The organism is Streptococcus sp. (assembly GCF_041802885.1).
Classification (GTDB): domain Bacteria; phylum Bacillota; class Bacilli; order Lactobacillales; family Streptococcaceae; genus Streptococcus.
Genome location: NZ_JBHCHN010000034.1, coordinates 1 through 13,642 on the forward strand (window position 1 = coordinate 1; position 13,642 = coordinate 13,642).

Genomic DNA, 13,642 nt, shown 5'->3' on the forward strand with positions numbered 1-13,642 from the left:
ATTTGACCAAATCATAGATACGGCCTGGGGTTCCGATGACGATGTGGGGTTGACTGGACTGCAGTTTGTCAATCTGGCGGTTCTTATCGGTCCCCCCCACATAGTTGACCACCCGAATCTCTGTCTCGGAATGTTCCGCAATCTGACGGGCAGCCTGATAAATCTGGGTCGCCAGCTCCCGTGATGGCGCTGTGATGACGGCCTGAACCTGATCCAACTCCTCATTCAACTTCTGGAAAATCGGAATCAAAAAGGTATGGGTCTTGCCCGAACCTGTCTTGGATTCACCAACCAAGTCACGCCCCGACAAAACAATGGGAATCAACTTTTCCTGAATTTCTGTGGCCTCAACAAAGTTAATCTCCGCTAGGGCTTCCTGAATGTAGCCCTTTAATGGTAATGTTGTAAATTTCATAGTTTCCTCATTTTTTCTGCTTCTAACCATTATAGCATTTATCAGAAAGACAAGCAAAAAGGACGGATGCTCCGTCCCAATTGTTTTACCAATACATGATGGCCAAGGTCACTAGGCTCATAACAAGCCCTAGTCCCCAGAAGAAGAAGTCAACTTTCCACTCGCTCCATTTGGCACCATTGCCGGTCAGGCCGCCCAATTCCAGGTGGTGGTGGAGAGGGGTCATGCGAAAGATTCTTCTGCCTTCACCAAATTTCTTCTTGGTGTACTTGAAGTAGCTGACCTGCAGCATGACGGAGGAGGTTTCAAGGACATAGACCAAACCGACAAAAAGCAGGGTCCACTCTACTCGGAGGGCGATGGAGATGGTAGCTAGCATTCCACCTAGAGCTAAACTCCCCACATCTCCCATAAAAATCTTGGCTGGCTTGCGGTTATAGACAAAGAAGCCAAGAAGACCGCCAATCATGGCCACACAAACCAGAAAGATATCAAACTTGTGGTCTACAAGGGCGATGATGGAATAAGTAATCAAGCTGATGACCACTGAAATAGAGGCCAGGCCATCAATTCCATCTGTCAAATTAACGGCATTGGAAAAACCGACCAACCAAAAGAGAACAAAAGCAAAGTAAAGGGGGCCGAGGTGGATAAAATGCCCAAAAACATTTAGTTCACCACCAAGTCCTGCTGCATTGATATGAACCAGGTAGAAGACAATGCCGCCCAAGATCTGCAAGGCCAGTTTTTGCTTGGGGTTGAGACCTTCATTGATTTTTCGGAAGATTTTTAAGAAATCATCTAAAAAGCCGACCAAACCATAGAGAGCCAAGATAAAGAGGATGGCCATCACTCCTCCAGTCAGCATACGAAAGACAGAAGCGACTATAAACACAATGACAATGACTACGGCCAGAAAGACCGTACCGCCCATGGTCGGCGTCCCAGCCTTGAATTGATGCTGCTTGACATCTTCGTGCATCTGTTGGCCTTCGATTCGCTTGGCCTGATAAAATGTGATAAATACTGGAATCAACAGGACGGTTCCTAAGAAGGAAGCCAGTCCTGCTAATAGTGCAATTTGCATCTTATTCTCCTAATGTAATGGTTATTTTTTTAGTTTTCTTGAGACTGGCACCAACATCTATACTCTGACTAACGACCTTACTTCCAGATCCCTCAAAGTTTATCTCAATATCTGTCCAGCTCGAAAACTTCTCGACATTGGCCTTGGTCCAGCCATACATATCAGGAAGTGTTTCAAAGCGGTTGGTTAAAAGTAGGATTTGCTGATTGGCTGTCAGATTCGTACCTGCTTTTTTCGAAACTTTCTCAATTTTTGAGCCATTTCCTAAAATGACTGGTTGTACCAAGTTACGACGGAGTTCATCTGCCATATCTCCTGGACTTTCTCCAATAATATCCGGCAGTTTGTATTCTGTCTCGTTGGCTAGATTGGCCAGAGCAGGCGCAGATCCGGTCAAATTGAGACTATCTTTCAAACTCATGGCCTTCTTCAAAACAGGGGTAACAAGGTCCTGCCAGTAGAGGAAACTCCAATGCTGCGGTTGTTGTACTGTCACATACATGATAAATTCAGGATTTTCAGCGGGAATCATGGCAACTACAGAGTTAATGGTATCATTAACACCCTCCATATAACCTCCCCCTTTTTCTTTGGCAATCTCGGCTGTACCTGATTTGACGGCAATATTGTAGCCGTCAACCTGGATAACAGGCCCGACATCTTTGGAATAGAGAGTTCCATAATAGGGGTCCGTTCCAACAGTAACCATATAGTTGAGAGTTTGGTTCGCTGCATCAGCTGATACTGGCTTACCCATGATTTCTGGCTGAGAAATACGAGCTGAATCAGTATGGGGGTCATAGATGGCTGAGATAAATTTCGGCTGCAGCATGACCCCTTGATTGCCAATAGCTGTGAAAGCACGTAGCATTTGAGTATTGGTCACTGAAATACCCTGACCAAAGGAACTCATGGCGATGGTTACAATGTTGTCTGCAGGAAAAACACCTCCCGCTTCTCCATTCATACCAAAGCGAGTTGGGTAACCAAAACGGAACTTAGACAGGTAGTTGAGCCACTTGGCATCACCCATCCGCTGCTCCAGCATGGTCATACCGACGTTACTGGAGAGGGCAAAACCATTGGCAAAAGTCAAGGTTTGTGGATCTCGGCCTTCATTGATAGTCCAGTCGTTGATTTTGGCATCCGCCAGCTGATAGGTATTGTTGGTATAGTATTCGTTGGGGTTAAAGGTATTGTTATCAATGGCTGAAGCCAAGGTCATGACCTTCATTGTAGAACCAGGTTCAAAGTGTCCTTGGTAGAGTGTTGTATTCCAGTTCAAATCCTTCAGACCAGATTTGGTATCTGGATCAAAGGTTGGACGCTGAGTTGTTGCTAAAATTTCTCCCGTCTTAGCTGACAGCAGGGTCGCATTGGCATAAACCCCCTTGGTCTTCTCTCCATAAAAGACATCCATATTTTCTTCCAAGGAACGTTGCAGTTCAGATGACAGGGTCGTATAGACATCCTTTCCATCAACAGGCTCTGCGTTGACAATTTCTGTCCCTGGAATGATCCGACCATAACTATCCTTCTCATAGGTAATCTTTCCATCTTGCCCAGAAAGGATATGGTCCATCGCTGATTCGATCCCTGTCTGCCCATAGAGACTCTGGCTGCCATCCTCATTGTCCTTGAGCTGAGCTAAGCCGATGAAATGACTGGCAAAGACGCCGTTGGCATAGAGTCGCCCAGGACTGGTAGAGAAGGAAATACCCTTGACACCTGCAGCTTCTGCGGCTTCAGTAATCGCCGTCATGGTCCCATAGGGAATGTTTTTCCCCTTCGTCCCAAAATAAACCTGGTTCAAGTTCGGTAATCTAAGCTGATTAAGGACATAATCCTTTTCCATACCTAGGAACTCATGAAAAATATCTGCCACTTTGTCAAATTGACTCTCTTCAACATAGAGAATCTCTTTATGAGCAGATACGTAGTTTTTGTCAATAATGGCAAAAATCGTGTAGGTGGTGGAATCCTGGGCAATCGGATAACCTGTTCGGTCATAGATGGTTCCCCGCTTGGCCTGGACTGTCACTTGTTTTTGATGGACTTGCTTGGCTCCTTCAGACAAATCCACTCCGAACTTGCTGTCTGTCCCAATGATAATGGCAAAGTTAATCAAGAAGACGAAGAAAATGAAGACACTGAGCAAAATTAAGCTCTGACCCACTCTCCTGCGATTTTGACTAGGCAAGCCACGATTTGCCAAGACATATCTTAAAAATTGTTTCTTTTTTCTGGGCATCTTACTCTGCTACTCCAATATTATCATTGTTAAATGTCAGCCCCTCCTTGTCCGCTATTTCAAGCAGACGGGCCTTACGGGCCAAGTCATTAACAGCCTGCTTGGCGTCTTCAATTTCCAATAGTTTGACACTGATATCTTGATTGATACCAGCCATATCGGACTGAATTTGCAAGAGCTTGGTCTGCATAAAGATGATTCCGATAGCTAAAATCAAGCCAGAAAGGACAATGCTACCATAAAAAGCCTTTTCAACACGAGTAAAGGTTTTAATTTTATCTTCAATGACCTGCATGGTCAAATCTCTCCGTTTATCTTCTAGCATGATGGCTTCCTCTCTTACAAAATAGGGTTTCTAATAGGTCATGTCAAGGCTGGTGAACCTTTTTGGCTACCCGCAACTTGGCTGAATGAGCCCGGTTGTTGGCAACTAGTTCTTGCTCGCTTGGTAAAATCGGTTTGCGATTGACCAACTCCAAGGGAGCCTTGAGGTCATCAGGAATAAAGGGCAGACCCTTGGGCACATGCACTGTGCTGGCTTCCTTGAACAGTTGTTTGGTTAAGCGGTCTTCCAAAGAATGGAAGGTGATGACAGAAATGCGACCATCAAGGGCCAATAAATCAATGGCCTGCTGGATGGACTCATCTGCGGCTCCCAATTCATCATTGACTTCAATCCGAATGGCTTGAAAAATCTGCTTGGCCGGATGGCCTTTTTTCTTGAGCTCTTTTGCGGGCTTGGCAGACTTGATAATCTCCGCCAGCTCGGTTGTTGTTTCAATAGGCTTGATTTGGCGGGCCTGCTCGATCTTTCTGGCAATCTGCTTGGAAAACTTATCTTCCCCGTACTTGAAAAAAATCCGCACCAAATCCTGGTAATCATAGTCATTGACCACCTGGTAGGCTGATAGGGCTTGGTCCTGGTTCATCCGCATGTCCAGAGCAGCATCCTGCTTGTAAGAAAAACCGCGCTCGCGCTCATCTAACTGGGGACTGGATACCCCCAAATCATAGAGGATTCCATCGATTTTCTCCACTCCATGTTGGGCTAAATTGGCCTTGAGATGGCGGAAATTATCCTTGATAAAGGTCACCATACCCTTGTCGATATAGTCTTTGAGGCGAATCTGGGCGTTATCAATTGCCTTTTGATCCTGGTCAAAACAATAGAGGTGGCCCTTCTCGCTCAATTTTGACAGCAAATAGGCCGAATGCCCTGCCCCACCCAAAGTCGCATCCACATAGATGCCGTCTGGTTTAATATCTAGTAAATCAACTGTTTCATGCAAGAGAACAGTTGTATGATGAAATTCTGTCGTCATATCTCCATATTATACCACAATGTCAGAAAATCCAGCTTAAAATCGGTCATAGAAAATTTTTCCAAAAAAATGTCGCATATAGTTGACAAGTCGATTTTTATCATTTATACTAATTGTGTAAAATATATGCGACATTTTTTTGAAAGGAGATTTATGAACCGTGTCAAGGAATACCGACAGATGGTTGGCAAATCACAATTAGCACTGGCAAAAGAAATCGGCGTATCCAGACAGACCATCAACATGATTGAAAACAATAAATACAACCCATCCCTAGAGCTTTGTATCAACCTGGCCTTAGCTTTAAATACTGACTTGAATAGCCTCTTTTGGCTGAAAGGAGAATAAGCAATGAAAGAAACACTGACAGACAAACTGATGAAACGCTTCTATGGTATTACTGGTCCCTTGGATGAATACCGAAAACAAGAAATCAATCGGATAGGAAACCTGTCCTTTATCTACTTGTTTTATACAATTTTATTTGCCAATGTCATTGCCATTATCATCAGCAAAAAGTATCCAGATATTCTCATCTGGGCCTATCCATTATTTATTACGGTAGCCCTTTTTCTCATCTTCTTTGTCGTCTCAGCTACCAACAATTTTGATATTGTCCAACCGATTGATGTAGAAGAATTGGATGAAAAAGAAAAAGTGCAAATGAAGCATGTCGGCTGGAAATCCGGTTCCTTATTTGGTATTTTTATGTGGCTATCTGGTCCCTTGATTATGAACTTAGATTATCCAAATGGACTCATTGCACCCAAGGTTTTATTGTTCGGACTGATGTGCGGTTTGACGTTTGGTCTCCTTTTACAACTGCTTGCAAAAGCTCGACAAAAATAGCGGATTTAGAAAAAAGGGAAGTCTTTAATGGTTTTCCCTTTCTTTTTTTTTAGAATGTGTTACAATATCTTCATATTTAACAGAGAAAAGAGAGGCTTATGTCTTTTTTTAGGATTTCCTTATCCCCAACCCAACGAATTGTGCTCAGTTTCGCCGGTGTCATTTTGATTGGGTCTATCTTATTAACCCTACCAATTTCACAATTACCAAACTCGCAGGCCCACTATTGGGACAACCTCTTTACAACTGTCTCCATGGTCTGTGTGACGGGACTTTTCACTCAACCAGTAGCCTCTAGCTACACAGCTTTTGGGCAAATCGTCTGCATGATTCTCATGCAAATCGGCGGGCTTAGTCTCCTGAGTTTTGTGGGCCTGATTGCCCTCCAAGCCAGAAAAAAATTAAGCTTTGTAAACCTAGCTACCTTGCAGGAAAGTTTCAGCCGGGCTGATACCAAGAATTTTCAGGGTTTTATCCTGTCCGTCTTTCGCTTTACCTTTGCCATTGAGGGATTGGGTGCCCTGCTCTTGGCCTTTTATTTCGTGCCACAATTTGGCTGGGGCAAAGGGCTCTTTACTTCGGCATTTCTAGCTGTCTCAGCTTTCTGTAATGCCGGTTTTGATAATATGGGTTCGACTAGTCTAGTGGATTTTGTCAACAATCCCTATATCAATCTTGTCATCGCCTCTTTGATCATCATGGGTGGACTTGGATTTTCAGTCTGGTTTGATTTCCAAGGGCGATTGGATAAAAGTCAAACAGGTCACAAGCTCAGTTTTCATACCAAAATCGTTCTCGGCTTGACCGCAACTATCCTAACCGTGGGTACCCTTTTAACCCTCATTACTGAGTACAATAATCCTGATACCATCGGAAATTTTTCATTTGGACACAAGGTATTAGCTAGTTTTTTCCAAACAGTAACTATGCGAACGGCAGGTTTTGCTACGATTGACTATACTCAGGCAAGACCCATCAGTCTCTTGATTTATGCCTTTCAGATGATGCTAGGTGGGGCACCGGGCGGTACTGCTGGCGGAATCAAAATCACAGCCTTCCTCGTTCTCCTGGCCTATGCCCGCAGTGAAATCATGGGACTGCCTCATACCAATTTCAAAAATCGCACCATTGATAATCTGACAATCCGCAAAACGATTGCTGTCTTTATCGTCTTTCTGTCGACTTTCTTGTTGGGCCTTTTTGCCATCAGTGTAACCGATGCCGAGAAACCTTTGCTCTTTCTCATCTTTGAAGTCATGTCAGCCTTGGCGACCGTTGGTGTTTCAGCCAACCTCACCCCAACCCTATCTCAGGCTGGTCAGTTGATTATCATGGCACTCATGTTCTTCGGACGGATTGGACCAATGTCTATCCTGATCAGTCTCTCTACTAAAAAACCACCAAAATCAGCTAGCCTTCAGTATGCTAAATCCTCGCTGATTGTCTAAGGTAAAACGATTTTAAACACAAGGTATCCAAGAACCTCACAACCTTGTTTGTAAAAGGAGTATTTTTCTATTATGCAAAAACATACCATCGGAATATTAGGTCTAGGAATTTTTGGAACTAGTATTGCAAAAACCCTCTGTAAATATAACTGTAATATCATTGCCGTGGATGACCATGAGAACCAAATCAATCAATTGGAATCCATCTTGACACGTGGTGTGGTGGGTGATATTTCGGACAAAGACCTCTTGCGGGCTGCAGGTATTGACACCTGTGACACAGTTGTAATCGCAACGGGTAGCAACTTAGAAGCCAGTGTCTTAGCTGTTCTTCACTGCAAGTCTTTAGGCATCCCGAAAGTCGTGGCCAAAGCCAAGAGTAAAACAACCAGAGAGGTCCTCTTAAAAATTGGAGCGGACCGGGTTATTTCCCCAGAGCGCGAAACGGGTATTTCCCTGGCCAAACACCTGCTCCATGATGACACGACTCATGTCATTGAGCTGGATGAATATGTTTCGATTATCGAATTTAACCCGCCCGCAAAGTGGCTTGGCAAGAGTCTGGGTGAATTGCAGCTGCGCCAAACTCATAAGATGAATATCATTGGCTATCGCAGCAAGTACACCAATATCCTCGAAATCCAACTGAGTCCTGATTATATCTTCAACGAGGATGAGTGGATTATGGCCGTGACGGACAATCAAACTGTCGATAATTTTGAAGAATATACGAATAATATGTAAAAGAGGCTGAGCAATCAAACTCTTGAAATAGTAAAAACGCATAAAATCAAGTTATCAAGAACATTGATTTTATGCGTTTTTTTACTGAAAATCATCCCAAAATATAGAAGCTGTGTTGAGTTTTGCCCAGCCTCTATTACTGTTGTTGGAATTGTATTTTTTTGACAACTGTTTGTTTCGGAGACAGGAAGAAAGAAACCAGGAAAATAATGGTGGAAGTCAATACGATACTAGACCCTGCAGCGATGTTGAAACTATAGCCTAGAAAAAGACCCAGTACCGATGTCAGTGCCCCCAGAGTGGAAGCTAGCAGCATCATACTTTTTAAACTGGAAGTAAAGAGATAGGCAGTTGCTGCTGGTGTGATCAGCATCGCTACAATTAAAATAGTTCCAACGCTTTGCATGGCTGTGACGGAAACCAGAGTCAGCATGCCCATCAATAGATAATGATAAAAATTGACATTGATTCCCATCGTTTTGGCAAGAACCGGATCGAATGATGTTAACAGCAGTCCCTTAAAAAAGAGACCAACAAAAAGCAACACTAAGCCTGAAACTCCAAATGTCAGCCACATATCGCTATCCTGCACTGCCAGAATGTTCCCAAATAAAATGTGAAAGAGGTCTGTGGAACTATTGGCCAAACCTATCAAGATGACTCCCAAGGCTAAAAAACTGGAGAAGGTTATCCCGATAGCTGTATCTCCCTTTATCACGCTATTTTCTTTGATAAAGGTGATGATAAAGGAGGCCAGTAAGCCAAAGACAATAGCCCCAATAAAAAAGTTGATACCTAGCATAAAGGAAAGGGCCACTCCTGGTAAAACAGCATGAGAAATAGCATCTCCCATCAACGACATGGAGCGCAAGATGATAAAGCAGCCTACCGCACCAGAAACTACCCCAATGACAATAGCTGTCATCAAGGCATTTTGCAGAAAATGATATTCCATCAATCCTTCAATGAATCTTTCTAGCAACTATTCCACCTCCTCTCCTAGGAAAATTGTATCCTCATAAGCTTTTCTTAGATTTTCTACTGTGAAAACCTGTTCTACAGGGCCGTAGGCCAACAACTTTTTATTTAGAATCATGACGGTATCAAAATACCTTTTCACCTTGCTCAAATCGTGGTGGACGATTAGGATTGTTCGTCCCTGATTGCGTAGGTTCTTAAGAATGTCCATGATGATTCTTTCACTGACTGCATCAATCCCGACAAAAGGTTCATCTAAAAAAATAATCTGTGTTTCCTGCACCAGACAACGGGCTACCAACATCCGCTGGAATTGACCGCCGGATAAGTTGCTGATAGGTACTTTTGTAAACTTTGACAGCCCAACCTGCTCTAAAACAGTGTCTACTTTTGTCCAATCACTCTTCTTCAGCCTACGAAAAAGCCCTACTTCTTTGTAGAGTCCCAAAGACACACATTCCCTTACTGTGATTGGAAAATGGTTGTCGATTTGGCTTTTTTGTTCTACATAGGCAATGTACTCTGGTGGCTCTTTTCCCATTTGACCAGCCAGATGAACCTGCCCATCAAAGACCACCAAGCCAAGCAGCGCTTTCATAAAAGTGGATTTTCCGGCTCCATTTTGTCCAATGATTCCAACGATTTTCCCAGTCTCAATAGTGACTGAGACCCTGTCTAAGACAAGATTGTCTCTGTCATAGACAACCGTTAATTCTTGAGTTCTGATCATCACACCTCCAGCTTTTATTGGGATAATCCTTCAGTAATTTTTTCTAGATTCCATTTCATCATGGCAAGATAAGAATCTCCATCCTCACCCTCTTTGGCAATGGAATCGGTGAAGATTTTGGCAACAATAGGAATGCCTGTTTCCTGAGAAATGGTCTGCATCGGGCGGTCATCTACACTGGATTCCACAAAAAGGGCAGCAGGTGTCGGACCGGCCTTTAATTTCTGAATCAAATCTCTTGTCTGTTGAGGAGTTCCTTCCTCTTCCGTATTGATTTCCCAAATATAGGCAGATGGAATGTCATAGGCCTTCGAGAAATATTTGAAGCAGCCCTCGCTCGTTACAATTAGCTTCTTGTCTGTTGGAATCGCAGCAAAGCTTGATTTGGCTTCCTCATCCAGGGCGGCCAATTGTTGGATATATGTATCCAAATTCTGTTGGTAAACGTCCTTGTTTTCTGGGTCTTTGGCCATCAGTTGCTCGGCGATATTTTGGGCATAAATGATGCCATTTTCAAGGCTGAGCCAGGCATGGGGATCTTCCTTACCCTTCTCGCTCTGGCCTTCAAGATAAATGACCTCTACCCCATCACTGGCCGCAAAATAATCTTGGTTTTCCACCTTCTGAGCGTTTTTGACCATCTTGGTAAACCAGCCGTCTTCCCCATTTTCCAGATTGATTCCGTTATAAAAAATCAGGTCGGCCGCAGAAGCCTTGGCTATATCTTCCGGCAGGGGCTCATATTCGTGGGGATCTTGGCCAATCGGCACAATACTATGGAGGTTAATCTTATCTCCCGCGATGTTTTTGGTCATATCGGCTAAAATCGAATTGGTGACGACCACATTTAGCTTCCCATTATCAGAACGAGCTTCCCCAGCTGAGCAAGCGGCAAAAAAAGGGATAAGCAAGAGAATGGCCAGTACGTTTTGAATTCTTTTCATGTTGTTCTCCTTTTTTATGATTTTTGTTAGGTATGCCTAATTTATTATTAAGTTTATCCTAATTTTATTTTTGTGTCAAGCTATTTTGTGCTCTTTTTGTTATAATATCAAAAGAGAGGTTCCGTATGACACCAAACAAAGAAGATTATCTCAAACTAATTTATGAAATTGGCCAGACAGGGGAAAAGACCAGCAATAAGCAGATTGCGCAAGGAATGGGCGTTTCTGCCCCTTCTGCCTCTGAAATGATCAAAAAACTTTTGGCCGAAGACTTGATTGACAAGGATGTTCAGTTGGGTTTTCGCTTGACCAAAAAAGGGCTTGGCCTGGTTTCTGAACTCTATCGCAAGCACCGCCTGATTGAAATTTTTCTCATGCAGGAGCTCCGCTATACCATCGAAGAGGTCCATGCCGAAGCAGAGGTTCTGGAACACACTGTTTCCACCCTCTTTATCGACCGCCTAGAGGAAAGCTTAGGGTTCCCAAGCTTTTGCCCCCACGGCGGAACCATTCCCAAAAAAGGCCAGCTGCTGGAAGAACAGCATGCCCAGTCATTAAATCAAGTCGACCAGCCAGGGTACTATACCATCTGCCGGGTTCAGGACAAGCTTGACTTACTAAACTATTTGGAAAAGAACGGCCTAGAAATTGGCATGCCCGTTCAATTGACCCAATGGGACGCTTTTGCCAAAACTCATACCATTGCCTATGCAGGACAGTCCTTGGACATTCCAGAATCAATTGCGAAACAAATTTATGTGAAATAACAGCAAAAAAAACCAAATTCAACCTCGCCTGTTGAATTTGGTTTTTGTTTACTTTTACGACTCTGGATCATCCAAACTGCGGCCATGCAGGCCTTTTTCACGTTGGACTTGGCGGAGTTTCTCTGGCGTCACATCGTTGCCGTCTTCATCAACAATCTTGATGCCTTCGACATGGGCACGCACACTACGGCGGTAGCCCTCGATGTACTCCTTGCGGAGCACGGCCTGCTCGGCCAGTTCTTCTTCCGTCAAACCTTCTGCTTTTTTCTTGCGGGCCAGTTCATTGATACGATCGATTTTTGCTTGTTCCATAATAACTCCTTACTTACATAAACTGCTCAAATCCAGCTGCAAACTTGGTTGGAGAAAATTCAATGATATCAAAGTTTGCAATTTTGTTCTTGAAAAAGGGATCCTCTACTAAGGCAAGCCTCAACTCTGCCTCACTTGAAAATTTACATAGAATGATGCCACCGACTCTAGGATTTTTTCTTCCTGAACAAATAAAATTTCCCGTCTGGTAATACTTCTCAAGAAAGGCAATGTGAGCATCTAAGTGCTCTTCTACAGCATCTAGCGGCTTTATATAGTCGAGATTGATTAGATACATAGTTTCTTCCCCTTACTTGCTATTCAAGAGATTGAAGACGGCCACGGCGGAAGCCTTATCCGCCAAGGCTTTGAGGAGGGCCAAGCGATTGGCTTTGACCGCCGCATCTTCCACCATGACCATGGTGTTGTCAAAGAAGGCTGCGATAACTGGACTCAAAGCAAAGAGTTTGTCCAAATTGCCCATCATGTCTTCTGTCAACTCCAAGCTAGATACTGCCACAGCAAGGGCCTTTTCCTGGTCATTTTCAAAGAGAGCCTCGTCAATCGTAGTCGCCTCCGCCTTTTCAGCCAAGTTGAAGACCCGTGACAGGTTTTCCACGGCTTCCTTGTAGTCAGACTCTTTTGCTTTTTGGAAAATAGCAGAGCTGGCTGCCAGTTGCAGTCTGACCACAAAGGTTGAGCTAGCCAGCACAGCCTCACGGATGTCTTTCGGAATCGCCTTATCCATCATCTTCTCAACACGAGCACGGATAAAGTCCATCACAGCTGGCTGGTTGTCATAGGTCAAGCTAGCAAAATTCAAGCTGTAGAGCTCCGCAATCAGCTGATCCAATGGAATTTCCCAGCCAAAGGCTTCCAAAATCCGCACGATACCCTGTGTTGCACGACGAAGGGCGTAAGGGTCGTTTGAACCAGATGGAATGAGACCTACTGAGAAGAAGGACAGGAGGGTGTCAAACTTGTCAGCCAGTGCCAAGACTGCACCGACCTTGGTTTCTGGAAGTTCACCTTCCGCAGAATTTGGCAGGTAATGCTCACGGATAGCTGCTGCCACCGCAGGTTTTTCCCCTGCAAGAAGGGCATACTTCTCACCCATGATTCCTTGCAATTCATCAAACTCGCCGACCATGCCTGTCAAGAGGTCAAATTTGTAGATGTCCGCAGCACGAGCTACATCCGCTTTTTCGTCCGCAGGCAAGCCTGCCAAGTCAGCCAATTTTTCTGCGATGACTTTGGTCCGTTCCATGTGCTCGTAAAGTGAGCCGATTTTCTCATGGAAGGTCACGACTTTGAGGCGTTCAACCAAGTCGGCAATCTTGAGTTTTTGGTCCTCACGCCAGAAGAACTCACCGTCTTCCAAACGGGCCACCAAGACTTTTTCATTTCCTTTGATGACATTGTCAAGGTACTGGTCATTCCCATTGCGGACAGAGATGAAGTTTGGCAAGAGCTTGCCAGCCTTGTCACGCACCACAAAGTAACGCTGGTGGTTTTTCATGGAAGTAACGAGTACTTCTTCTGGAACTTCCAGGTATTTGGTGTCAAAGGAGCCCATAAAGGCCGTTGGGTACTCGACCAAGTTGAGAACTTCATTGAGGAGGTCTTGGTCAATCTCGACAGCCACATTATGCTTGTCTTCAATGGCCTTGATTTGCTCAACAATCATGTTTTGACGCTCTGCGGGATCAGTGATGACAAACTGCTCACGCAGGTCTGCCTCGTAAGAATCTGCACTTGCAATCTCGGTTTCATTTCCAAGGAAACGATGACCACG

The 13,642-nt window shown here is 44.2% G+C and carries 16 protein-coding genes; 5 read left to right on the forward strand and 11 right to left on the reverse strand.

Annotated elements, in window-relative coordinates:
- The 5 genes from ACEYCN_RS04575 to rsmH all read right to left on the reverse strand — a co-directional run.
- On the reverse strand, nucleotides 1–415 hold a 415-nt coding region (locus ACEYCN_RS04575), incomplete at its 3' end, for a DEAD/DEAH box helicase (RefSeq protein WP_373713118.1).
- Between the two features lie 85 nt (nucleotides 416–500).
- Complete coding sequence (mraY, locus tag ACEYCN_RS04580) at nucleotides 501–1,502, reverse strand: phospho-N-acetylmuramoyl-pentapeptide-transferase (RefSeq protein ID WP_373713119.1); 1,002 nt, start codon at nucleotides 1,500–1,502, stop codon at nucleotides 501–503.
- A 1-nt stretch (nucleotide 1,503) separates the two neighbouring features.
- Entirely contained in the window at nucleotides 1,504–3,753 is a 2,250-nt protein-coding gene (gene pbp2X, locus ACEYCN_RS04585) for a penicillin-binding protein PBP2X (RefSeq protein ID WP_373713120.1), read from the reverse strand.
- 1 nt (nucleotide 3,754) lies between these two features.
- A complete protein-coding gene (gene ftsL, locus ACEYCN_RS04590; protein ID WP_373713121.1) occupies nucleotides 3,755–4,078 on the reverse strand; it encodes a cell division protein FtsL in 324 nt (107 codons plus the stop codon).
- A gap of 43 nt (nucleotides 4,079–4,121) precedes the next feature.
- Complete coding sequence (gene rsmH / locus ACEYCN_RS04595; protein ID WP_373713122.1) at nucleotides 4,122–5,075, reverse strand: 16S rRNA (cytosine(1402)-N(4))-methyltransferase RsmH; 954 nt, start codon at nucleotides 5,073–5,075, stop codon at nucleotides 4,122–4,124.
- Between the two features lie 153 nt (nucleotides 5,076–5,228).
- On the opposite strand from rsmH, the gene ACEYCN_RS04600 reads away from it, so the two are divergent.
- From ACEYCN_RS04600 to ACEYCN_RS04615, 4 genes are all read left to right on the forward strand, one after another.
- Nucleotides 5,229–5,423 carry a helix-turn-helix transcriptional regulator gene (locus ACEYCN_RS04600; protein WP_373713123.1) on the forward strand — a complete coding sequence of 65 codons (195 nt, stop codon included), beginning with the start codon at nucleotides 5,229–5,231 and terminating at the stop codon, nucleotides 5,421–5,423.
- Nucleotides 5,424–5,426: 3 nt separating this feature from the next.
- Nucleotides 5,427–5,924 (forward strand): DUF3278 domain-containing protein, encoded by a 498-nt coding sequence (locus tag ACEYCN_RS04605; RefSeq protein ID WP_373713124.1) that lies wholly within the window; start codon nucleotides 5,427–5,429, stop codon nucleotides 5,922–5,924.
- Nucleotides 5,925–6,022: 98 nt separating this feature from the next.
- Nucleotides 6,023–7,372: a TrkH family potassium uptake protein gene (locus tag ACEYCN_RS04610; RefSeq protein ID WP_373713125.1), complete on the forward strand. Its 1,350-nt coding sequence runs from the start codon at nucleotides 6,023–6,025 to the stop codon at nucleotides 7,370–7,372.
- A 72-nt stretch (nucleotides 7,373–7,444) separates the two neighbouring features.
- On the forward strand, nucleotides 7,445–8,116 hold the full coding sequence (locus tag ACEYCN_RS04615) for an NAD-binding protein (RefSeq protein WP_373713126.1): 672 nt from the start codon (nucleotides 7,445–7,447) through the stop codon (nucleotides 8,114–8,116).
- 136 nt (nucleotides 8,117–8,252) lie between these two features.
- On the opposite strand, the gene ACEYCN_RS04620 is transcribed toward ACEYCN_RS04615, so the two are convergent.
- The 3 genes from ACEYCN_RS04620 to ACEYCN_RS04630 are packed head-to-tail and all read right to left on the reverse strand — an operon-like array spanning nucleotide 8,253 to nucleotide 10,768.
- Nucleotides 8,253–9,098: a metal ABC transporter permease subunit gene (locus tag ACEYCN_RS04620; protein ID WP_373713127.1), complete on the reverse strand. Its 846-nt coding sequence runs from the start codon at nucleotides 9,096–9,098 to the stop codon at nucleotides 8,253–8,255.
- Nucleotides 9,099–9,824 carry a metal ABC transporter ATP-binding protein gene (locus tag ACEYCN_RS04625; RefSeq protein ID WP_373713128.1) on the reverse strand — a complete coding sequence of 242 codons (726 nt, stop codon included), beginning with the start codon at nucleotides 9,822–9,824 and terminating at the stop codon, nucleotides 9,099–9,101.
- Between the two features lie 14 nt (nucleotides 9,825–9,838).
- Nucleotides 9,839–10,768 (reverse strand): metal ABC transporter substrate-binding lipoprotein, encoded by a 930-nt coding sequence (locus tag ACEYCN_RS04630; RefSeq protein ID WP_373713129.1) that lies wholly within the window; start codon nucleotides 10,766–10,768, stop codon nucleotides 9,839–9,841.
- A gap of 125 nt (nucleotides 10,769–10,893) precedes the next feature.
- Here ACEYCN_RS04630 and ACEYCN_RS04635 point away from each other — a divergent pair, with 125 nt between their 5' ends.
- Nucleotides 10,894–11,535: a metal-dependent transcriptional regulator gene (locus tag ACEYCN_RS04635; protein ID WP_373713130.1), complete on the forward strand. Its 642-nt coding sequence runs from the start codon at nucleotides 10,894–10,896 to the stop codon at nucleotides 11,533–11,535.
- 54 nt (nucleotides 11,536–11,589) lie between these two features.
- Here the strand turns inward: ACEYCN_RS04635 and ACEYCN_RS04640 are convergent, their stop codons facing one another.
- The 3 genes from ACEYCN_RS04640 to glyS form a co-directional block, all read right to left on the reverse strand.
- Nucleotides 11,590–11,847 (reverse strand): DUF896 family protein, encoded by a 258-nt coding sequence (locus tag ACEYCN_RS04640; protein ID WP_373713131.1) that lies wholly within the window; start codon nucleotides 11,845–11,847, stop codon nucleotides 11,590–11,592.
- Nucleotides 11,848–11,860: 13 nt separating this feature from the next.
- Nucleotides 11,861–12,145: a YciI family protein gene (locus tag ACEYCN_RS04645; protein ID WP_373713132.1), complete on the reverse strand. Its 285-nt coding sequence runs from the start codon at nucleotides 12,143–12,145 to the stop codon at nucleotides 11,861–11,863.
- A 12-nt stretch (nucleotides 12,146–12,157) separates the two neighbouring features.
- Nucleotides 12,158–13,642: glycine--tRNA ligase subunit beta (gene glyS / locus ACEYCN_RS04650; RefSeq protein WP_373713133.1), on the reverse strand; the 1,485-nt coding region annotated here is incomplete at its 5' end.